We start from the raw sequence: 20,320 nt of genomic DNA on the forward strand, positions 1-20,320 counted from the left end.
TTTTTAGCATTCGAAAACTTAAACCCCTTTCAGCACGATGGATATTGGCTTACTATCGGTAAGTAATAGTGTTTATTCTACACAACGGATAGCCGAAGAGGCCAAGAACCTTGGTCATTACATAGAGCAAATCGACCATACCCAATGCTCGGTAAAGCTCGGAGGCCCTAAGCCTGAAATCTATCTAAGGGAAGAGAATATCACCAACGAATTTGACGCCATTATTCCCAGAATAGGTGCGAAAGTTACACGTCATGGGGTCGCTATAGTCAAGCAATTTGAAATTAACGGGGTTTTCAGTGCAGCACGATCTCTAAGTATCGCAAGGGCACGAAATAAAGTGCGTACCCTTCAAATCATGTCGCAAAAAGGCATACCCGTACCCGAAACCCTTTTCTCGATCAACCCTCATAACATCGAGGAGCAAATCGAGATTTTAGGGGGTACACCGGTCATTATTAAAATTCAGGAGGGCACCCACGGACTCGGGGTTATACTTGCCGAATCGAAAAAATCGGCGAAATCGATTATCGATACTTTCTATAAAATGGACACCAGCATTCTTCTTCAGAAATATATTGAGGAAAGCAACGGTGAAGACATTCGTATTTTGGTCGTTGGCGATAAAATAGTGGCGAGCATGAAGCGTACCAGTGCCCTCGAAGAATTTAGATCTAATGTGCACCGTGGAGGTACTACCGAAAAAGTGAAATTGTCAAAAAAAGAAAAAGAAATAGCCCTTGGTGCCGCCAAACACATTGGTCTTGGTGTGGCAGGTATAGATTTAATTCGTTCTAAAAAAGGCCCGTTACTTATCGAGGTCAATGCATCACCAGGCCTGCGGGGTATCGAAGCTGCGACGGGGGTTAATGTAGCCAAAGAAATTATTCTATACTTAGAGCGCAATTGTAGCAAAAGAAGATGGAAGTAGAAACCAACAAAAATATTACCATCGGTGGAACAACGGTAAAACCCGGGCAACACAAATTGGTGCAAATCGGCATTGATCGTTTACCAACCGGAACGATGATCGACATACCGGTGTATGTATTCAATTCAAAAAAACCAGGGCCTACCATTTTAATACAGGCAGGGCTGCACGGTGATGAAATTAACGGAATTGAAATTGTTCGTCGCCTGCTAGCCGAAAAACAACTCAATATTATAAAAGGCGCAGTTATAGCGGTACCCATTCTCAATATATTCGGATTTATACATTTCTCTAGAGATGTACCTGACGGTAAAGATGTGAACCGCAGTTTTCCGGGCACCAAATCTGGGTCGATGGCGAGTCGCATAGCCTATCATTATACTTCAGAAATACTTCCGCATGTCGATATGGGCATCGATTTACATACGGGAGGAGGTCAACGGCACAATTACCCGCAGATACGTTTTACCGAAGAAGATGAAAATAGCGCCCGATTGGCGGAAATTTTCAATGCCCCAATTTCTTTTCCTTCATCCTTAATTAAGGGTTCGTTTCGTAATGCAGCTTATAGAATGAACAAACCCATGATTGTGTACGAGGCAGGTGAAAGTATGCGTTTTGATGATTACTCGATTTTAGAGGGCACAAAAGGCATTTTAAATGTTCTCGAGCATTTTGAAATGTTGCCCCCTTCGGATAATGAGAAGTTCAATGGTCAAGTTTCTGTTCGTCTTCAGAATAGAAAATGGCTTCGTGCACCCACCGCCGGAATGTTCATTCCCAAAATCACGAACGGAAGTGAAATCAAAAAGGGACAAATTATTGGTATTGTCTCAGACACTTTTGGCAGGCGAACAAAGAATATTAAAGCTCCGTTCGACGGAGTGGTTTTCTGCATTAACCACCAAGCTGTAATCAACCAAGGGGAAGCTCTATTTCATGTAGGCATGCGAAATTGAGGCATTTTTAAAACCCTTAGCCCCAACAATTATCATTGTCAACCAAGAAATAAACCGACCAGGCGGTCGGTTTCAGATTCATGACAATTGATAAGCCGCTAATATTTGCTGTTTACCTGATTTATGACTTCGATAATCTAGAGAAAAGAATTGAGCCAATCACCCCAGTTGCAATCAAACAGACCAGCTGGTCTGTTTTCAAAAAAGCTCAAAAAACTTAGCTTTAACTTTCCATATTCTCCAATTGAATGGAAAGAGCCCTTGTAGATAGCTGAACTTCAATCAATGAAAGTATCAAAGATACCATTAGCGCAAGAAGGCTAATACCAAAAACCAGGTTGGCCCAAAAAGTGAGTTCTATGTAAATTAATGACATGGTAATAACCGCCAGCAGAAAACTGAAGATGGCGGTGGCCTGCATATTTTTAATAATGGATAAACGTTTTCGAAGCTGTTTAACTTGAAGGGCTATTGCAGCAGATTCCGTTTCTTGATATTTCTGGTGCAGTTGCCGAATCAATGCCGCTATGGCCAAATATCTAGCATTATAGGCCAGCATTGTCAATGAAATTGCCGGGAAGAGTAATGCAGGTATGCTTAGCGTGAGCTCCATTGTTTAATCGAATTTTACTGAACTCGATTTGTCAGCCGTTGGAAAGTTTTCTGGTATTTCTTGAGTTACCTTACCCGTAGCCGCCCATTCTGAACCTCGAAGCATACTAGTCATAAAACCTACACTTTCAACCGAGTAATCGGCATGGCCCATAATGTTGTGAAAAATACGTCCATTACCATAATTCAATACCATTAATGCCGGCTCATGCCTTCCTGTACCTTTTTGCTCTTCCGCAGAATAAGCGGTGGCCAATACTTCCATATTTTCAGCTGGACCTCGTAACCTGTCATACAGCTCATCCTTGGTTTGAAGCCATTTTTCAGGCATGCCTTTGGTAATCGGGTGGTTCGAATTACGAATTTGAATTTGGTATTCGTGTTGAGGGCCATGTGAACCCGCCTTTCCGGCACTATTATCTCTAATTAGTTTACCATTATCATCATAATACACATAAGGGCCGTCTTTCTCGGTTCGGTCGCCCCATCCACCGATGCCGATCATTTGATTGTACGCCTTCCACTCAGGAAAGGAGTTATCCGCTGCATGAAAAACTACGAGTCCCCCGCCTTTTTTTATGAACTTTTCAAAATCTTTCTTGGTCTTCTCAGGCCATGGGGCTGCATTCCATCCAAAATTGCAGATTACCAAGTCATATGCTGAAAAGTCAGGACTATAATCTGGGTCGGCCTTGGGGTCTTTCATCGCCTCTGTCTTATCCATTCCTACTATGGCATAATCAGAAAGAAATTCTTCTCCCTTCCAAGTAAAAGCAGACCTTTCTACATCTACGGTAAAGAGACCTGACTTCTCCATTTCCATCTTCAACATATACGTGATTTTAGGCCAGTGCTCATGGTTGTTTTGACCATCTACGATCAAGGTCTTTATCTTATCTTTCGACATATTTTTATTTGATTGGGAAAAAGAAGGCACGCTCAATAAGAGTGTCGATATAAGCGAGAATATAATTTTAAGTGTTCTCATAATTTGATTTTGTTTTATAAATATAAGTGATTCAGATGAAGTAAAAACTATCTTCAACATTGTTGTAAATTGATGCTTACTACAAATACAAAAAATGATACCTCAAATTTTACAATCAAAATCGAAACTTCCCGATGTCAAAACCACCATTTTCACCACCGTGGGCAACTTGGCAAGAAAACATAAGGCCATTGATCTCTCGCAGGGCTTCCCAAATTTTGAAGCAGACCCAAAACTGATGCGGTTGGTTACACAAGCCATGAAGCAAGGCCACAATCAATATGCTGCCATGCAAGGTTATTATGGCCTAAGAGAGGTTATCTCAGAAAAAATAGAACAATTGCACGGCCGAAGTTATGATCCGGTAAATGAAATAACGGTTACCGTAGGCGCCACTCAGGCCATCTTTACCGCAATTACCGCTTTCGTTCACCCTGGTGATGAAGTTATTGTGATAAAACCTGCTTATGACTGCTATGAGCCGGCCATCGCACTTAATGGAGGCAAAGCGGTGTATGTTCAATTGAATGCTAATAATTATAAGGTTGATTGGGAGGAATTTCGGAACAAAATAACCTCAAAAACACGCATGGTAGTTTTAAATACCCCACACAACCCAAGCGGAAAAATTATTACAAAAGACGATATGCTTCAATTACAGGAGATTTTACGAGATACGAACATACTTTTGGTAAGTGACGAGGTTTATGAGCATATTGTTTTTGACGGATGTGAACACCAAAGTGCCTCACGTTTTGACGACTTGGCCCAACGTAGTTTTATTTGTGCTTCTTTCGGCAAGACCTTTCATGTTACGGGTTGGAAAATGGGATATTGTGCTGCCCCTAAAGATTTGATGCACGAGTTTAGAAAAACCCATCAATTTGCAGTCTTTTGTGTAGACCATCCCACCCAAAGGGCCATGGCAGAATATCTGAAAAATGAAGAACATTATATGCAGCTCAACGACTTTTACCAAGAAAAACGAGATTTCTTTTTGAGTTCGCTAAAAACTTCAAGGTTTAAGTTCAAGCCTTCTGAAGGCACTTATTTTCAGTTGTTAGACTATACCGAAATATCAAATGAAAAAGATGAAGACCTCGCCCTGCGTTTGATAACGGAAAATAAATTGGCCTGTATTCCTATTTCGTCTTTTAATATGAATAATCGCCAGGATGGGGTCTTGCGTTTTTGTTTTGCCAAAAAACGGGAAACTTTAGAAAAGGCCGCTGAAATTTTATGTCAGCTGTAATGTTTCAATCTAATTTGTAGCGCATCAACCAATCGGTTTGCTTATCACTACCTATAATATACGGGTGTGTGCCGAACTTTGAAAAGCCATAGTTTTGATAGAACTTAATGGCGTCAGTGTTCTTTTCCCAAACCCCGAGCCAAATAAAACCTTTTCTTTTTTCTAAAGCTAGGTTCTTCACCTTCTCGAGCAACCACCTCCCAATTTTTTGACCCTGAAAAGCTTCTAAAATATAGATGCGTTCAAGCTCAAGAGCTTCTGGATCTTTTATATCGGTCTGCGCCTGATCTTCATTTATTTTAATATATCCGGCGAGCTTATCATCCTTATAGACAAAAAAGAAAGTAGAATCGTTATTTGACAACTCTTTGGCAAGCACTTCTTCCGAGAATGCCGAATTTACATAGGCTTTGAAATCTTCCGGATTGTTTTGCTTCTCAAAAGCATCAACAAACGTTTTTCTAGAAATATCAGCTAAGATTTTAAGCTGGTCGGAAGTGCATATTTCAAGCGATAGCGCCATATTAGGGTATTGTAACCCTAAATTTAAAGAAATGGACCAACAAAAAAGAGCAACCTTTGGGGAAGTTGCTCTTTTTTAAATATTTTTCAAAAAGGTATTATAGCATAAATAACTTTTTGGTCAGCATAACGATTCCGCTAAAGAATTCGTTTCGGTACACTTGAATATCTTCTTGTGTTTGGTTCATTTGGGCTTCCATAGTCTGTAGGTTTAGTTCAAAAATATGATTCGGTTCGGGACTCGTGGTCTTTGCAATTAATAACAATATAAAAGTACACTTGATACCCGTAGGAATAAAATTCTTGTTGTGAACCTACTTTAAAATGTTGTGAAAATTATGAATGGCCAATTTTATCGACGTACGACATTGACCAACCTTTCTTTCGGAACCATGTGAAAGGTTTCAAATGACCATTTCAGGTATATCACCATCTATAATCAATGTACCTTCGGTCGCCCCTTGAATTTCTTCGACAGTGATGCCCGGCGCACGTTCCTTTAGAACAAATCCGTCAGCTGTAACCTCAAGTACTGCAAGGTTGGTGACAATCTTGGTAACGCAGCCCACTCCCGTAAGCGGCAAACTACATTTTTTTAGAAGTTTTGATTGGCCCGCTCGGTTGGTGTGCATCATAGCCACTATGATATTTTCTGCGGATGCTACTAAATCCATAGCGCCACCCATACCTTTGACCATTTTTCCCGGTATCTTCCAATTGGCAATGTCACCGTTTTCAGCAACTTCCATAGCACCTAAAATTGTTAGGTCGACATGCTTGCCCCGAATCATTCCAAAGCTGGTTGCCGAGTCGAAAAAAGAAGCGCCCGGCAAGGTCGTAATCGTCTGTTTTCCTGCATTAATAATATCAGCATCTTCTTCGCCCTCAAATGGGAAGGGGCCCATGCCCAAAACACCATTTTCACTTTGAAATTCAACATCGATATCGTCTCTGACAAAATTAGCCACCAACGTGGGTATGCCTATACCTAAGTTAACGTAATAGCCATCTTTTACCTCTTTGGCAATTCGTTTTGCAATTCCGTTTTTATCTAACATAATGGTTTATTTGAAAATGGATTGATTTGAAAATATGACAATTAAGATTTTTTACTTGTTGATATAATTTTCGAAATAATTAAAATCGTAGAATTTAAATTCTTCATCAAGCTTTCTTTCGGATTTGGATAAAACTCCGAAGAATTACATATCTCAAGCCAATACTTAAGTTCATCTGCTTCTTTAGCTGAAATTTTAAATTTATGAATGAAGTCTCTTTTACTTTCTGCGTTTTGAGCCTCTCTGATATTTGCACCTATCGAAGTTCCACTTCTGAAAATTTGCGAGGCCATTTCAAAGCGATTATCAGCCCTAATTTTTTCTGAAAATGTTACGACTTCAAGAGCTAAGTCAAAAGTCAATTTTACAATTAAATTCTCTTTGTCGTTTCTCATCTTCAAATTGAGTAATTTCCAAATTGTATTATGACCTTTCTCTAACGGTACGCTGCTCAATTCTTTTCTCGTAATTTTTACCCTGAAATATTCGTTGTACGAAAATACCGGGCACATGAATCTGATTGGGGTCCAATTCTCCGGCAGGCACCAGCTCTTCTACTTCGGCAACAGTTATATTAGCCGCCCCGCACATACAAGGGTTAAAGTTTCTCGCTGTTCCTTTAAAAATAAGATTACCGGCTTCGTCACCTTTCCAAGCTTTTACAAAAGAGAAATCGGCTTTAAAAGCTTCCTCTAAAACGTACATTTTTCCATTGAACTCCCTAGTTTCCTTGTTTATAGCCACTTCGGTACCGTAGCCCGCCGGGGTATAAAATGCGGGGAAACCAGCTTGGGCCGCCCTACATTTTTCGGCCAAAGTACCTTGCGGAGTCAACTCGACCTCCAATTCGCCACTAAGCATCTGACGTTCAAATTCTTCATTTTCACCCACATAAGAAGATATCATTTTCTTAATTTGATGTTTTTGTAACAGAAGTCCTAAACCAAAATCATCAACTCCTGCATTATTAGAAATACATGTTATTTCTTTAACACCGATTCTTACCAATTCAGCAATGGCATTTTCAGGAATTCCGCAGAGACCAAAACCACCTAACATAAAGGTCATATTATCTTTTATGCCCTGTAGAGCCACTTGAACACCATCTACCTTTTTTGAAATCATACTGTTTGCCTTGAAAGATTTACGTTGTGATCAATTTACAATTTTCTACACAAAAAAACCCTTGACTTTTTTAAAAAGCCAAGGGCACTAAAACTTTATCCTTAAAATGTCGGTTTAGAAATTAATATCCTCTAAATCATCTTCAGGTTCTATATCATTTTCCTCTTTATCGTCTTCAACAATACTACAATCGACCCTAATCGAAAGATTTTCAGGTTTCTCGAAAGCACCGTCCGAAATACCCAAATCTTCATTCTCGTAATTCTTTTTCATATAAAGGCCCCAAATAGGCAAGGCCATAGAAGCACCCTGACCATAGGTAATCGATTTAAAATGAACAGACCTATTTTCGCCACCTACCCAAACACCTGTGACAAGGTTAGGCACCATACCCATGAACCAACCATCACTTTGGTTTTGAGTAGTACCCGTTTTACCCGCAATAGGGTTCGTAAAACCGTAAGGGTAACCAGTAATTATTTCTTTATACTCCGTTTCGTTCTTTTGATAACTATGTCGTAATCTGGTGCCTGAGCCCCCATGGGTAACACCCTCCATAAGATTGACCATGGCGTAAGCCACATCTTTGCTCAACACATCTTTTGTCTCAGGGACGTACTCATAAAGCACCGTACCATTCTTATCTTCTATTCGAGTTACCATGACCGGTTTAACGTATACGCCCTGATTGGCAAAAGCACCATAGGCCCCCACCATTTCATATACATTAAAATCTGGCGTACCTAGAGCAATGGATGGTACTTCAGGAATTTCTCTCGTAAGTCCTAAATTCTTCACAATCGACACCACGGATCGGGGGCCTACTCTGTCTATCAGCTGTGCCGTAACCGTATTGACCGAATTCGCCAGGGCATCTTTTAGCGTGTACATTTTACCGGAATATTGCCCCACAGCATTTTTTGGGCACCAGGACTCTGGGTTACCATGTTTATGGGCCTCTATACAGTACTGGGTATCGGGCAATTCGTCACAGGGCGATAACCGCAATTGGTCAATTGCCGCGGCATAAACAAAAGGTTTAAAAGTAGAACCAGCTTGTCGTGACCCTTGAATAACATTATCATATTGAAAGTGTCGATAATCTATACCGCCAACCCATGCCTTTACATGGCCTGTCTGGGGCTCCATAGACATCATGGCGGCCCTTAGAAAAGTCTTATAATAACGGATTGAATCCATAGGTGTCATAATCGTATCGCGCTCACGACCGTCACTATTCCAATCAAAAACGGTCATCTCCGTTTTTTTGGTAAACGAGGCCCGTATATCTTTTTCCGATTTGCCCTCATCTTTCATTTTACGCCATCGGGGGGAGCTCTTCATTGCCCTTTCCATAATGGAATTAACCTCCGATTTATCCAAATCAAGAAAGGGTGCGGTAGGGTTTCTATCGGGCGTATTTTGATGGAAGAATTCAGCCTGAAGTTTTGTCATATGCTTACGTACGGCATCTTCGGCATTGGCCTGCATGCGAGAATCGATAGTAGTGTAAATTTTGAGTCCGTCTAACCAAAGGCTCCACTTGTCACGACCACCTTCTAGTGCCGGTTTTGGGTTTTTAGAAATCCAATCGTTCATAAAACCCTGCAAATACATTCTAAAATAAGTTGCTAGACCCTCTCTATGCGATTCCGGATTATAATTAATATCCATTTTCAATGCCTGTAATGAATCTTTCTCCTTTTCGGTGATATAATCATATTTCGCCATCTGGCCCAACACGGTATTTCTACGATTGGTCACCAATTCTTCTCTTCGAATCGGGTTGAAATAAGAGGAATTTTTAAGCATGCCCACCAGCACTGCCGATTCTTCGACCTTTAGCTCTTGAGGTTCCTTTCCGAAATAGATTTTCGCCGCTGACCGAATACCATCTGCATTGTTCAAAAAATCGTACTGATTAAGGTACATGGCAATAATTTCCTCTTTGGTATACTGTCGTTCTAGACGAGTTGCCAGAACCCATTCCATGATTTTCTGACGAATGGCCTCAACTTTATTTTTCGAACGTACACCAACAAACAATTGTCTTGCCAACTGTTGGGTGATGGTACTTGCCCCACCTTTACTGCCTAAATAAGCAAGTGCTCGCATAAATCCGTAAGCATCAATACCTGAATGGCTATAAAAACGTGCATCTTCAGTGGCAATCAAAGCATTTACCAAATTGTTCGGAAGACTATCGTAAGGCACCGGGGTACGGTTATCATCCAAATAAAATTTACCTAGAGTCTTTCCGTCAGAAGAAATAATTTCAGTAGCTAAATTGGTCTGCGGGTTTTCGAGGTATTCATACTCTGGCATATCAATGCCCAAAAGCCCCCAAGAGGCCAGTAGAAAAATAAGTGCCACGGTAAGCACACCTCCCACAAATAGGATCCAGAACCATTTGATGTATTTGAAAAACCCTGTAGTCGGCTTTTTCTTTTTAGCAGCCTTTGCCATATTCTATTAATTACTTTTTTCTATTTGGAAACCCACATCGGTAATACCCTTAAGGTTTTCAACACCGTTTACGCTACCATTCTTACGCATGGCATGCGATAAACTTAAATTATATACGCCAGAGCCGGGGAAAACGATGTTTTCCCTATACCATAATTTATTTTCTTTAATGCTACCATACCCCTTGCCCAGCCAAGTGCCGTCAGGCAATGCCATTTCATACTCTAAGGTATCTTTCACGGTTTCGCCGTTCGGAAATTCAAGCTCGGCAATTAAAAATAAGTTGTTATATTGAAATGAAGCATCATTACGAACCGTAATGAACATGTTGTGCTTTTGAACGGTATCAAGTTTTTCGAAAGTAAATTGGTAGATGCTATCTTTGTTCCAAGCCCCGCCATCGGTAGCTCGAAATTCTGATTTGATTAAATTATCGTTGCAGGAAAAAAGTAAGACTGTCGCACAAAAAGCGCCCCAATATTTACCCATTATTTTGTCGCCTTTTATTGTTGTTTCTCCTTTTCTTATTTCGTTGACCGCTTTGAGTCTTTTGGTTGTTCTGAACTTTAGAATCGGCACTACCGTTACCACTGTTGGCACTGGCTTTTTGTTTATTGCGGTTACGCTTTCGATTTCTTGACTTTTTGGGCCTATCAAAACGTGTCAAACTATCTTGACCCACGACATTCTCGAACACCTTTTCTTCTTTAACGAAGTTATCGACCGTATATTCCTCTAAGCTGGCAACTTTTTCTTTTTTCTTATTCTTTTGAAGAATTTCAATTACTTGGTCTTTCGATAACACATGCCAATTCGATGGGTCATCTTTGTAGGAAAACCAAAGCATCTCTTTAAAAATATCGGTCTTTTGGCAAAATGCCAGCCCTTTTTCGGTAAAGAGCTTAGTGTCTTGGGAAGGAAAGTCTTTTAACGCTTCGAGGTACATATCTAGCTCATAGTTGAGGCAACATTTTAACTTTCCGCATTGACCGGCCAGTTTCTGTGGGTTCAAAGACAGTTGCTGATATCGCGCTGCCGAGGTAGAAACAGACCTGAAATCGGTAAGCCAGGTCGAGCAGCAAAGTTCACGACCGCACGAGCCGATACCACCCAAACGCTGCGCTTCTTGACGATAACCAATTTGTCGCATCTCGATACGAATACCGAAAGCTTTGGCCATATCTTTGATCAACTGTCTAAAATCGACCCGTTCTTCAGCGGTGTAAAAAAATGTAGCCTTAGACCCGTCGCCTTGAAATTCAACATCAGAAATTTTCATCTGAAGTTTGAGAATAATGGCAATTTCACGCGCCCGCTTTTTTATCTCTTCTTCTCTGTCACGACATTTCTGCCACTTATCGATATCACCTTGTGACGCTTTACGGTACACCTTTGGAAGCGCTTCATCTTTGAAGTCTACCTTTTTGCGTTTCATCTGTACCTTAACCAATTCACCGACCAGAGTGACCATACCGATATCGTGACCGGATTGGGCCTGTGTCGCTACGACATCTCCAATCGAAAGGGATAGATTTTCAGTATTGCGAAAAAACTCTTTTCGACTGTTCTTAAAACGGACTTCTACACAATCAAAAGGTTTTTGGCCACTAGGAAGCGACATGTTGGAAAGCCAATCAAAGACCGTTAATTTATTACAACCATCGGTACCACAAGTTCCGTTATTCTTGCATCCACGAGGTTGTCCGTCCTTACCGGTCGAACAACTGCTACAGCCCATATTTTATATCTTGATCCCGATTATTTCGAAGGGAATATCGGGAAGGGGTTCATATTAAATTTACATGTAAAGGTATCAAATTTTTAACTCGTTGTGAAGAAAGTTAGGTATTCAAGTATGCTATTGCTTAAACTTTAAAACCTCAGAACGACCTTTTTTAAAAATTTTGTTGCTTGCACCTTTACCTTTTCTCAGCTTTTTTTGCTCTTCAAAGGGCAACGCATTTACCTCTTTACAGGGGTCGGAACAACAATTGTCCATTTTTGAACCACATTCTTCACATTGAATAAAAAGCAAATGGCAAGCCTCATTGGCACAGTTCACATGCGTATCACAAGCCTTACCGCATTGATGACATTGTGCGATAACATCGTCAGAAATGCGTTCACTTCTACGGTGGTCGAATACAAAATTTTTACCCAAGAACTTATTTTCAAGGTTTTTGTTTTCGACTTGTCTAGCGTAATCAATGATACCGCCCTCTAATTGATAAACCTGCTTGAAACCTTTGTGTTTGTAGTAAGCACTGGCTTTTTCACAACGTATACCACCCGTGCAATACATGACCAGCTTCTTGTCTTCTTTATGGTCTTTTAGGTCTTTTTCAATAATATCCAAAGAGGCTCTAAAAGTATCGACATCTGGGGTAATCGCATTTTTAAAGTGACCTATTTCACTTTCATAATGGTTACGCATATCGACCAAAATCGTATCGGGGTCTTCTAGCAACTCATTAAATTGTTCAGCACCAACGTGAATACCTTTGTCCGTTACATCAAAAGAATGGTCGTTAAGTCCGTCAGCTACAATCTTTTTTCTGACCTTCACTTTCAGTTTCAAAAAAGATAGATTGTCTTGCTCGATGGCAATGTTCAGGCGCACATTTTCTAAAAAAGAGACACTGTCTAAATGTACTTTAAAAGCTTCGAAATTCTCAGCAGGAATCGATAGTTGAGCATTTATGCCTTCGTGGGCCACGTAAATACGGCCTAAAACATCAAGTTCGTTCCATGTGATGAAAAGATGATTTCTAAAAATTTCAGGGTTGCCGATGTGTGCATATTGATAGAAAGAGATAGTCAGGCGATCTTGCCCGGCTTCTTCGATTAGCGCAGCTCTTTCCTTAGCACTTAAAGTATTGTACAGTTGCATGCTATACGAACGATTTTAAGTTGTTAAAAAGGATTCAAAAATTCGTCGCAAAATTAACCAATTCAAGGCTTTAAACCAATAAAAAAGAGCCCCGATAGACTATCAAGGCTCTTTATCGGCCATTCCGTTCATCTTCTTCATAGCATTCTTTCGAAAACACAATAAAGGAAGTGGCCATCGTTGCTCCCTACACTGAAAGGGAAATGATGTTTGAGTTAGTTCCCGATAAATCGGAATAGTGTTTACACTATAGATGACATTAACTTAAAAAGGTTGCGTTAAGCAGAAGAAATTTTATAAAAATCATGCTAATCCCAATAAACAGCAAGGCCATAGAAAATGTAGTACATGACTGGTTTAATGCAAAAAGAAATGGTAATTTAGCGTCCCTAATTTGAAAAATATGAGCTCGGAAAAAGACGCTAAACTTAAAGCACTAAAATTAACGCTAGACAAACTGGATAAGACCTACGGCAAAGGAGCCGTAATGAAAATGGGAGATAGCGTGGTCGAAGATGTTGAGGTAATACCTTCGGGATCTTTAGGCCTTGATATCGCTTTAGGAGTAGGTGGTTATCCGCGTGGTAGAATTGTAGAAATATATGGCCCTGAATCATCGGGTAAAACGACCCTTACCCTTCATGCTATGGCCGAAGCCCAAAAAAAGGGAGGCATAGCCGCTTTCATTGATGCGGAACATGCTTTTGACCGGTTTTATGCTCAAAAATTAGGGGTCGATATCGATAACCTCATTATTTCCCAGCCTGACAATGGTGAACAGGCGCTCGAAATTGCGGATAACCTAATTCGTTCAGGTGCTATTGATATTGTGGTCATTGACTCCGTTGCGGCTTTGACCCCAAAAAGTGAAATTGAAGGTGAGATGGGCGATTCAAAAATGGGCCTACATGCCCGATTGATGTCTCAGGCCCTTCGTAAACTGACAGGTTCGATCAGTAAAACACATTGTACAGTTATCTTCATTAACCAATTGCGTGAAAAAATTGGGGTGATGTTCGGTAATCCGGAAACCACCACTGGTGGTAACGCACTAAAATTTTATGCCTCTGTACGATTAGATATTAGAAGGTCGACGCAAATAAAAAATACCGACGGTGATGTACAAGGTAACAAAACCCGTGTGAAAGTAGTAAAGAACAAAGTGGCCCCACCCTTTCGAACTACGGAATTCGACATTATGTACGGCGAGGGAATCTCTAAAGTTGGTGAAATTATCGATTTAGGAGTTCAGTATGAAATTGTCAAAAAAAGTGGTTCTTGGTTCAGCTATGGCGATACCAAACTCGGGCAAGGTAGAGATGCTGTTAAGTCTTTATTATTAGACAACCCTGAGCTTTTAGAAGAATTGGACGGCAAGATCAGGGAAGCTATTGGAGCTCTAGCAGAATAGGCATAGCACGCCTTCGAAACATTTAGTTTCAGCCTTTTTATTTGAATTTTCGGATTTTAACGTTCAAATCAACTTCAATTCTACTAAGGGGAAGTTAATTTTGAGGCCCTAACACCCGAAAAACGCAACCATTGCGTCTTTTTTTCATCTATTGATAAAAATTGACGTGTTATGAAGCGATTGTATTATCTTTTATCTTCGGCAGCCATTGCCGTAGGTTTCGCCTCTTGTAGTTTAGATGACGATGGAGCCAATTTTCATTATGCTCCCCTAGAAATTGTTAATGCTCAAGTACCGGATACCTTTGAATATGGCCAAATTTATAATATTAACGTAGATTTATTACGACCAGATGACTGCACATTGGCAGATCGATTTGATGTAAGACAATCAACGACCGATTCAACGAACGTAAGAACTGTTTCCCATATCGGTATCGTTCTAGACAAGGACAGCTGTGAGGAGCTAGCAGAAGAAATAACAGATTCGTTTCAATTTGAAGTGATTTATACCAAACCTTATATTTTTAGATTCTATACTGGGGACAATGCGAATGGAGACCCTGAATTCATAGAATTCGAAATACCAGTGAAATAACATACCATTTTCCGAATTTTAATAATCTAACCAGAAATTTGAGTCTAGAAGAGCTCATAAAAAACTGTAAAAAAGGAAATAGGCAGGCCCAAGAACAACTGTACAGGAACTATTCCAAAACATTGTTCGGTATCTGCCTCAAGTACTCACGCAACAAAACGGAGGCTGAAGATAACCTGCATGACAGTTTTATGGTGATTTATGAAAAAATCGGGCAATTTAAATCGAAAGGTTCTTTTGAAGGTTGGCTCAAACGTATCACGGTAAACACTGTGTTGCAGAAGTACAGAAAAGAAGAATACATGACCTTGGTCACCGAAAACACTGAAACCGAAGAAGAAATAGACGGAGGATATTCAGATATTGGCTTAAGCACCTTGCTCGCCTATATACAAGAACTGCCTAACAAGTATAGGCTTACGTTCAATCTATATGTGCTTGATGGATATTCGCACAAAGAAATCAGTGAGTTATTGGGGACCTCAACAGGCACATCAAAATCGAATTTGGCGAGGGCCAGGCAAATTTTAAAAGAACGCATAGAAACATCGCATAATCAAGCCATCATAGGCCTACTACTTTTCTTTTTTGAAAAGATTATATAGGTCTGCCTATGAAAAATAAGACATCAAAAAACACCAAAATACCACCTAAGACATTGAAAAATGAGCAAAAAAAATTTAGACAACCTCTTTCAAGAGCGGTTTAAAGACTTCGGCGAAACCCCAGACGATAATGTCTGGTATGCTATCGAAGCTTCTTTAGACAAAAGAAAGAAAAAACGGGTAGTGCCACTTTGGTGGACTTTAGGCGGAGTTGCCGCTCTATTGGCAATAGCTCTGATGATTTTCAATCCTTTGACGAAAGGCAACGAAAACATACCGAACGTTACAATTACTGAGCCAAGCGGGAAAATCAAGAATAATGGTGCTATACGAACTTCAGATAATATCGAGAATACAACCCTAACTGAAAGTGACAGGCCGCTAGAAGACTCAAACAGCAACTCACAATTGAACAATGGAGCTAATTCACTGGTTGAGCAAAACGTTGACCAATTAAATATAAAGCAAAGTACTTCAAATTCTAAGCAGGGCCTAAATTCTAGCGCTACAAAAAGTCAGTTGGCCCAATCAAACTCATCTAACCCAAAAAGGGAAAAAGGCGAAAAGTTGGCCAGCTCTATCGATGAACAAAATTCATTGAGCCAAACGGATTCAGACATCATCAATTCTAATTTAACCAAATCTGATGAAGATTCGTTTAACGAAAATACCGACAGAAAAGAAGTTGCATTTTCCAAACCTCAAACCGAAGATGATATTGTTGAAGATTTGGAGTCAAGGCAAAAGTCATTTGATACAGAAGAACAGGTAATTGCAAAAAATGAAGAAGCTGAAATATTACTTGAAGAGGCCAATCAAAAAAAGTCTCTATTAGATGCTATTGAAGAACAAAATGAAGAAAAAGAAGCACTTGCGGAGGTGACTCACAGCAAATGGTCTGCCGGCCCGAGTGTTGCACCTGTATATTTTAATGGGGTCGGTAATGGATCGCCAATACATTCAGCTTTTAACCAAAATTCCAAATCAGGAAATACCAATTTGAGTTACGGACTTGGTGTAGCCTATCAAATTAACGAGAAATTGAAGGTGCGCTCTGGTATTCACAAGGTAAATTATGGCTATGACACTGATAATGTGGCCTTCACCTCTATTCCAGATGCCTCGTCTTCCGAGCAGATCAAGAACATCAACTATACCCCAACGGCCAAAAATATAGTTGTAGATAGTAAAATAGCCACATTTTCAAGTCTATCAAGACCTTTAAACGATTTAGCACTAGACGTAAGTAATGCCAGTGTACCTTCTCGCACCGGATCTATGGCGCAACAATTAGGGTATCTTGAAGTTCCCCTAGAACTTGACTACGCATTGTTAGACCGCAAGTTTGGCGTGAATATCGTCGGTGGTATCAGTTCTCTCTTTCTATTGGATAATATGGTTACCTTAACTTCAGGAGAACTTACTACCGAGGTAGGTGAAGCCAATAACGTCAACGATATTAATTTCAGTACCAATATTGGTTTTGGAGTCAATTACAAATTTACGCCAGCAATTCAATTTAATGTTGAGCCAGTTTTTAAATATCAATTGAATACCTTCTCTGAGGTTTCGGGAGACTTTAGACCTTTCACTGTTGGGGTTTACAGTGGGCTTAACTTTAGATTTTAAATCTTCTTTTTCTTTTAAAAACTTACATTTACAAGCATAAAAAAAGGGTGATACCAGAACGGCATCACCCAAAACCATTAGAAATCACATCAAATGGCTATGCTAGGTCGAAACGATCTAAATTCATCACCTTGTTCCATGCCGTAACAAAATCATTCACGAATTTTTGTTTTGAATCATCACAAGCATACACCTCAGCCAAAGCTCTAAGCTCTGAATTAGAACCAAATATGAGATCGACCCTTGTACCCGTAGCGACAACGGCTTCAGATCCAGGTTTTCTACCCTCGAACGATGTTTCGTTCTCGTCGGTAGCACTCCAAACCGTATCAAGGTCAAGAATGTTCGAGAAGAAATCATTGGTCAAAACACCAGGCTTATCAGTATAAACACCGTTTTTCGAACCATCGTAATTAGTATCTAAAACACGCATTCCTCCAACGAGAACCGTCATTTCCGGAGCGGTCAATGTCATAAGCTGTGCCTTATCTATCAACATCTCTTCCGCTGAAACATTATATTTATCTTTCACGTAGTTTCTGAATCCATCAGCTCTAGGTTCAAGTGCATCGAAAGCTTCCGCGTCGGTCTGCTCTTCGGTTGCATCTGTTCGGCCCGGAGAAAACAGAACACCCGTACTGAATCCGGCATCAGCAGCGGCCTTTTCGACAGCAGCACATCCACCGAGAACGATTAAATCAGCCAGTGAAATCTTTTTGCTTCCAGATTGCGCGTCGTTAAATTCTTTTTGAATTCGAGTCAACGTATCTAGTACCCTGTTTAATTGCTGAGGCTTGTTTACCTCCCAATTTTTCTGGGGTGCTAAACGAATTCGGGCTCCGTTGGCGCCCCCTCTTTTGTCTGAACCTCTAAAAGTAGAAGCGGAAGCCCAAGCCGTTGAAACCAACTCAGAAACTGAAAGACCGGAAGCTAAAATATTTGCTTTCAAATCAGAAACATCGCTCTCGTTCACCAATTCATGGTCTACAGCCGGCACAGGGTCTTGCCAAATAAGCTCTTCTTTAGGCACTTCAGGACCTAAATATCGGTCGATAGGACCCATGTCACGGTGAGTTAATTTATACCAAGCACGAGAATAAGCATCAGCAAATTCATCAGGGTTCTCAAGAAAATGTCTCGAAATTTTTTCATAATCAGGATCCATTCGTAAAGACATGTCGGTCACCAACATGAAAGGTGCATGTTTTTTATCAGGATTGTGGGCATCTGGCACGGTACCTGCGCCTGCATCTCCTTTGGGTTTGAACTGCCAAGCGCCACCAGGGCTTTTAGTCAACTCCCACTCATAACCAAATAGGTTCTCAAAATATTTATGGCTCCATTGTGTTGGCGTATCTGTCCAAGCTCCTTCGAGCCCACTGGTAATCGTATGTTCACCTTTACCTGTTCCAAAAGAATTCTTCCATCCCAAACTCTGCTCCATAATACCTGCTGCTGCCGGTTCGGCCTCAACATATTTTTCAGGATCTGCCGCACCATGCGTTTTACCGAAACTATGACCACCAGCTATTAGCGCCACCGTTTCATAATCGTTCATGGCCATTCGACCAAAAGTCTCTCTAATATAATGGGCCGCTTCTACAGGATCAGGGTTTGCATTATGACCTTCAGGATTCACATAGATAAGACCCATGTGAGCCGCACCAAGAGGGTTTTCGAGCTTGTTTTCATCAGCGTAACGCTCTTTATTACCCAACCATTCACCTTCAGAGCCCCAATAAATGTCTTCTTCAGGTTGCCAGATGTCTTCGCGACCACCTGCAAAGCCAAACATTTTTAAGCCCATAGATTCGTGGGCGCAGTTACCCGCAAGAATCAACAAATCTGCCCAAGAGAGTTTTTTGCCATACTTCTTTTTTATAGGCCACAAAAGTAGTCTTGCCTTATCAAGATTAGCATTATCGGGCCAACTGTTCAGTGGTGCAAAACGCTGGGAACCTGATCCACCACCACCGCGACCATCGGCGATACGGTACGTACCCGCGCTGTGCCAGGCCATACGTATAAAGAAAGGCCCATAATGACCGTAATCAGCTGGCCACCATTCTTTACTGTCAGTCATCAAATCATACAAATCTTGCTTAACTGCCTGCAAGTCTAATTTTTTAAATTCTTCGGCATAATTAAAATCATTGTCCATTGGATCGGACAGCGATGAGTGCTGACGAAGAATGTTCAGGTTGAGTTGATTGGGCCACCAGTCTTTATTGGTCGTACCACCTCCGGCGACCTGATTGAGGCTTCCGTTTAGAAACGGACAGCTTGCGGCACTTGATTCATTCACATCCCAAGCATCGCCTTGGGCATTCTGATTAGTATCCATGATATTTATTTGTTTTAAGGTTCTTATAAAATTACCAAAAAACATCGTGGCTACTACCTGCTCAATTTTGATTTAAATTATTCGAGTATCGATAATCTTTATGATTGTTATGGCCAATCATCAATATAGGCCATAAAGTGTACTTTCGCCTATAGACAATCAACGAGTTGAGAGCTCTGTTAAAATTACAGTTCGAACATCTTCTCTTAACATCGATTTGTCTGTCTCGCTTAGTCCTTTAGTACAAAAAAACTGGTGCACAACTGCCCGGACAACACCGGGGCCTCCGCTAAAAAAAGAAAAGGAAAACCTTTTTTTGTTATCATGAAAAGACATCGGAACAACGGGAATGTTGTGGGCTATTGCCATTTTGAAAGCCCCATCTTTAAAGGGGTCTAGAACAACCCTTTCATCATCGGGCACACCTCCTTCGGGAAAAATACAAATACTTAAACCTTGGTTCAACCTTCGCTGAGCCCTTCGGTAAACCCCAGTTCTGCTTTTCGTGTCGGCCCTATCTACCATAATACATACCCGCTTATAAAAAAATCCGAAGATGGGAATTTTGACCAGTTCTTTCTTTCCCACGAAAACAAACGGATTCTTACTGATATACATCATCAACATTATATCGAGCATACTGGTATGGTTGGCCACCAACATATAGCTTCTACCCTTTTCGAATTTTTGTTGCCAAGTTATCTTCGGGGGGCAACCCATACCGAACAATATAGGTTTTGCCCAGAGATTTCGTGCCAACCAAAAAAAATAAGGATACCATTTCTCGGAGAGTGTTGAAATCAAAAGGAAAGGAAAGAAAATGAGAATAGGTAAGGCGACCAGTATATAAAACCAAATTCGGTACAGGGTATAGCCTATTTTTTTAAGCAGTGCGACCATAAAATCAAAAGTAACAATTTAGCCCAGCTTT

At 40.6% G+C, this 20,320-nt stretch carries 19 protein-coding genes; 7 read left to right on the forward strand and 12 right to left on the reverse strand.

All coding sequences use genetic code 11. The annotated features are described in order from the left end of the window. The first annotated feature begins 37 nt into the window (after positions 1-37). Both IV512_RS04345 and IV512_RS04350 read left to right on the forward strand, forming a co-directional pair. Positions 38-931: a RimK family alpha-L-glutamate ligase gene (locus tag IV512_RS04345; RefSeq protein WP_209400985.1), complete on the forward strand. Its 894-nt coding sequence runs from the start codon at positions 38-40 to the stop codon at positions 929-931. Next, the gene (locus IV512_RS04350; protein WP_209400987.1) at positions 922-1,890 is read left to right on the forward strand and encodes a succinylglutamate desuccinylase/aspartoacylase family protein; all 969 of its coding nucleotides are present in this window, start codon (positions 922-924) and stop codon (positions 1,888-1,890) included. Before IV512_RS04345 ends, IV512_RS04350 begins: the two co-directional genes overlap by 10 nt. A gap of 223 nt (positions 1,891-2,113) precedes the next feature. Here IV512_RS04350 and IV512_RS04355 read toward each other — a convergent pair whose 3' ends face one another. Both IV512_RS04355 and IV512_RS04360 read right to left on the reverse strand, forming a co-directional pair. Beyond that, the gene (locus IV512_RS04355) at positions 2,114-2,503 is read right to left on the reverse strand and encodes a DUF2721 domain-containing protein (protein ID WP_209400989.1); all 390 of its coding nucleotides are present in this window, start codon (positions 2,501-2,503) and stop codon (positions 2,114-2,116) included. A gap of 3 nt (positions 2,504-2,506) precedes the next feature. Beyond that, positions 2,507-3,490 (reverse strand): ThuA domain-containing protein, encoded by a 984-nt coding sequence (locus tag IV512_RS04360; protein ID WP_209400992.1) that lies wholly within the window; start codon positions 3,488-3,490, stop codon positions 2,507-2,509. A gap of 94 nt (positions 3,491-3,584) precedes the next feature. Between IV512_RS04360 and IV512_RS04365 the strand changes: the two genes are divergently transcribed. Further along, complete coding sequence (locus IV512_RS04365) at positions 3,585-4,742, forward strand: methionine aminotransferase (protein WP_209400994.1); 1,158 nt, start codon at positions 3,585-3,587, stop codon at positions 4,740-4,742. A gap of 4 nt (positions 4,743-4,746) precedes the next feature. Here the strand turns inward: IV512_RS04365 and IV512_RS04370 are convergent, their stop codons facing one another. The 8 genes from IV512_RS04370 to IV512_RS04405 form a co-directional block, all read right to left on the reverse strand. After that, positions 4,747-5,265 carry an N-acetyltransferase gene (locus IV512_RS04370; RefSeq protein WP_209400996.1) on the reverse strand — a complete coding sequence of 173 codons (519 nt, stop codon included), beginning with the start codon at positions 5,263-5,265 and terminating at the stop codon, positions 4,747-4,749. Between the two features lie 403 nt (positions 5,266-5,668). Next, the gene (locus tag IV512_RS04375) at positions 5,669-6,322 is read right to left on the reverse strand and encodes a CoA transferase subunit B (RefSeq protein ID WP_209400999.1); all 654 of its coding nucleotides are present in this window, start codon (positions 6,320-6,322) and stop codon (positions 5,669-5,671) included. Between the two features lie 41 nt (positions 6,323-6,363). After that, a complete protein-coding gene (locus IV512_RS04380) occupies positions 6,364-6,717 on the reverse strand; it encodes a four helix bundle protein (protein WP_209401002.1) in 354 nt (117 codons plus the stop codon). Between the two features lie 28 nt (positions 6,718-6,745). Beyond that, the gene (locus IV512_RS04385) at positions 6,746-7,447 is read right to left on the reverse strand and encodes a CoA transferase subunit A (protein ID WP_209401005.1); all 702 of its coding nucleotides are present in this window, start codon (positions 7,445-7,447) and stop codon (positions 6,746-6,748) included. A gap of 114 nt (positions 7,448-7,561) precedes the next feature. Further along, a complete protein-coding gene (locus IV512_RS04390) occupies positions 7,562-9,913 on the reverse strand; it encodes a penicillin-binding protein 1A (RefSeq protein ID WP_209401008.1) in 2,352 nt (783 codons plus the stop codon). Between the two features lie 6 nt (positions 9,914-9,919). Continuing rightward, positions 9,920-10,402 (reverse strand): gliding motility lipoprotein GldH, encoded by a 483-nt coding sequence (locus IV512_RS04395; RefSeq protein WP_209401011.1) that lies wholly within the window; start codon positions 10,400-10,402, stop codon positions 9,920-9,922. Next, positions 10,395-11,651 carry a regulatory iron-sulfur-containing complex subunit RicT gene (locus IV512_RS04400; protein WP_209401014.1) on the reverse strand — a complete coding sequence of 419 codons (1,257 nt, stop codon included), beginning with the start codon at positions 11,649-11,651 and terminating at the stop codon, positions 10,395-10,397. The genes IV512_RS04395 and IV512_RS04400 overlap by 8 nt, the downstream gene beginning before the upstream one ends. A 120-nt stretch (positions 11,652-11,771) precedes the next feature. Then, entirely contained in the window at positions 11,772-12,803 is a 1,032-nt protein-coding gene (locus IV512_RS04405; protein ID WP_209401017.1) for a rhodanese-related sulfurtransferase, read from the reverse strand. A 403-nt stretch (positions 12,804-13,206) separates the two neighbouring features. Between IV512_RS04405 and recA the strand changes: the two genes are divergently transcribed. The 4 genes from recA (at position 13,207) to IV512_RS04425 (ending at position 17,045) form a co-directional block, all read left to right on the forward strand. Next, on the forward strand, positions 13,207-14,214 hold the full coding sequence (gene recA / locus IV512_RS04410; RefSeq protein ID WP_209401019.1) for a recombinase RecA: 1,008 nt from the start codon (positions 13,207-13,209) through the stop codon (positions 14,212-14,214). Positions 14,215-14,385: 171 nt separating this feature from the next. Further along, entirely contained in the window at positions 14,386-14,811 is a 426-nt protein-coding gene (locus IV512_RS04415) for a hypothetical protein (protein ID WP_209401022.1), read from the forward strand. A gap of 38 nt (positions 14,812-14,849) precedes the next feature. Next, a complete protein-coding gene (locus IV512_RS04420) occupies positions 14,850-15,416 on the forward strand; it encodes an RNA polymerase sigma factor (protein WP_209401024.1) in 567 nt (188 codons plus the stop codon). 60 nt (positions 15,417-15,476) lie between these two features. Beyond that, positions 15,477-17,045 carry an outer membrane beta-barrel protein gene (locus IV512_RS04425; RefSeq protein ID WP_209401045.1) on the forward strand — a complete coding sequence of 523 codons (1,569 nt, stop codon included), beginning with the start codon at positions 15,477-15,479 and terminating at the stop codon, positions 17,043-17,045. Positions 17,046-17,142: 97 nt separating this feature from the next. On the opposite strand, the gene katG is transcribed toward IV512_RS04425, so the two are convergent. Together katG and IV512_RS04435 are read right to left on the reverse strand one after the other, a co-directional pair. Beyond that, positions 17,143-19,389: a catalase/peroxidase HPI gene (gene katG / locus IV512_RS04430; RefSeq protein WP_209401047.1), complete on the reverse strand. Its 2,247-nt coding sequence runs from the start codon at positions 19,387-19,389 to the stop codon at positions 17,143-17,145. Between the two features lie 159 nt (positions 19,390-19,548). Beyond that, positions 19,549-20,289, reverse strand: a complete 741-nt coding sequence (locus IV512_RS04435) for a 1-acyl-sn-glycerol-3-phosphate acyltransferase (protein ID WP_209401049.1) — start codon at positions 20,287-20,289, stop codon at positions 19,549-19,551. Between the last annotated feature and the right edge of the window lie 31 nt (positions 20,290-20,320).

Origin of the sequence: Pseudozobellia sp. WGM2, assembly GCF_017810075.1 — a bacterium.
Classification (GTDB): domain Bacteria; phylum Bacteroidota; class Bacteroidia; order Flavobacteriales; family Flavobacteriaceae; genus JADNYK01.

Bases quoted from the DNA above. Each gene is read 5' to 3' on its own strand.
- IV512_RS04405 (WP_209401017.1), bottom strand. From the start codon at position 12,803: ATGCAACTGTACAATACTTTAAGTGCTAAGGAAAGAGCTGCGCTAATC.
- recA (WP_209401019.1), top strand. From the start codon at position 13,207: ATGAGCTCGGAAAAAGACGCTAAACTTAAAGCACTAAAATTAACGCTA.
- IV512_RS04390 (WP_209401008.1), bottom strand. From the start codon at position 9,913: ATGGCAAAGGCTGCTAAAAAGAAAAAGCCGACTACAGGGTTTTTCAAA.
- IV512_RS04360 (WP_209400992.1), bottom strand. From the start codon at position 3,490: ATGAGAACACTTAAAATTATATTCTCGCTTATATCGACACTCTTATTG.
- IV512_RS04380 (WP_209401002.1), bottom strand. From the start codon at position 6,717: ATGAGAAACGACAAAGAGAATTTAATTGTAAAATTGACTTTTGACTTA.
- IV512_RS04370 (WP_209400996.1), bottom strand. From the start codon at position 5,265: ATGGCGCTATCGCTTGAAATATGCACTTCCGACCAGCTTAAAATCTTA.
- IV512_RS04345 (WP_209400985.1), top strand. From the start codon at position 38: ATGGATATTGGCTTACTATCGGTAAGTAATAGTGTTTATTCTACACAA.
- IV512_RS04435 (WP_209401049.1), bottom strand. From the start codon at position 20,289: ATGGTCGCACTGCTTAAAAAAATAGGCTATACCCTGTACCGAATTTGG.
- IV512_RS04385 (WP_209401005.1), bottom strand. From the start codon at position 7,447: ATGATTTCAAAAAAGGTAGATGGTGTTCAAGTGGCTCTACAGGGCATA.
- IV512_RS04355 (WP_209400989.1), bottom strand. From the start codon at position 2,503: ATGGAGCTCACGCTAAGCATACCTGCATTACTCTTCCCGGCAATTTCA.
- katG (WP_209401047.1), bottom strand. From the start codon at position 19,389: ATGGATACTAATCAGAATGCCCAAGGCGATGCTTGGGATGTGAATGAA.
- IV512_RS04365 (WP_209400994.1), top strand. From the start codon at position 3,585: ATGATACCTCAAATTTTACAATCAAAATCGAAACTTCCCGATGTCAAA.
- IV512_RS04395 (WP_209401011.1), bottom strand. From the start codon at position 10,402: ATGGGTAAATATTGGGGCGCTTTTTGTGCGACAGTCTTACTTTTTTCC.
- IV512_RS04415 (WP_209401022.1), top strand. From the start codon at position 14,386: ATGAAGCGATTGTATTATCTTTTATCTTCGGCAGCCATTGCCGTAGGT.
- IV512_RS04400 (WP_209401014.1), bottom strand. From the start codon at position 11,651: ATGGGCTGTAGCAGTTGTTCGACCGGTAAGGACGGACAACCTCGTGGA.
- IV512_RS04425 (WP_209401045.1), top strand. From the start codon at position 15,477: ATGAGCAAAAAAAATTTAGACAACCTCTTTCAAGAGCGGTTTAAAGAC.
- IV512_RS04375 (WP_209400999.1), bottom strand. From the start codon at position 6,322: ATGTTAGATAAAAACGGAATTGCAAAACGAATTGCCAAAGAGGTAAAA.
- IV512_RS04350 (WP_209400987.1), top strand. From the start codon at position 922: ATGGAAGTAGAAACCAACAAAAATATTACCATCGGTGGAACAACGGTA.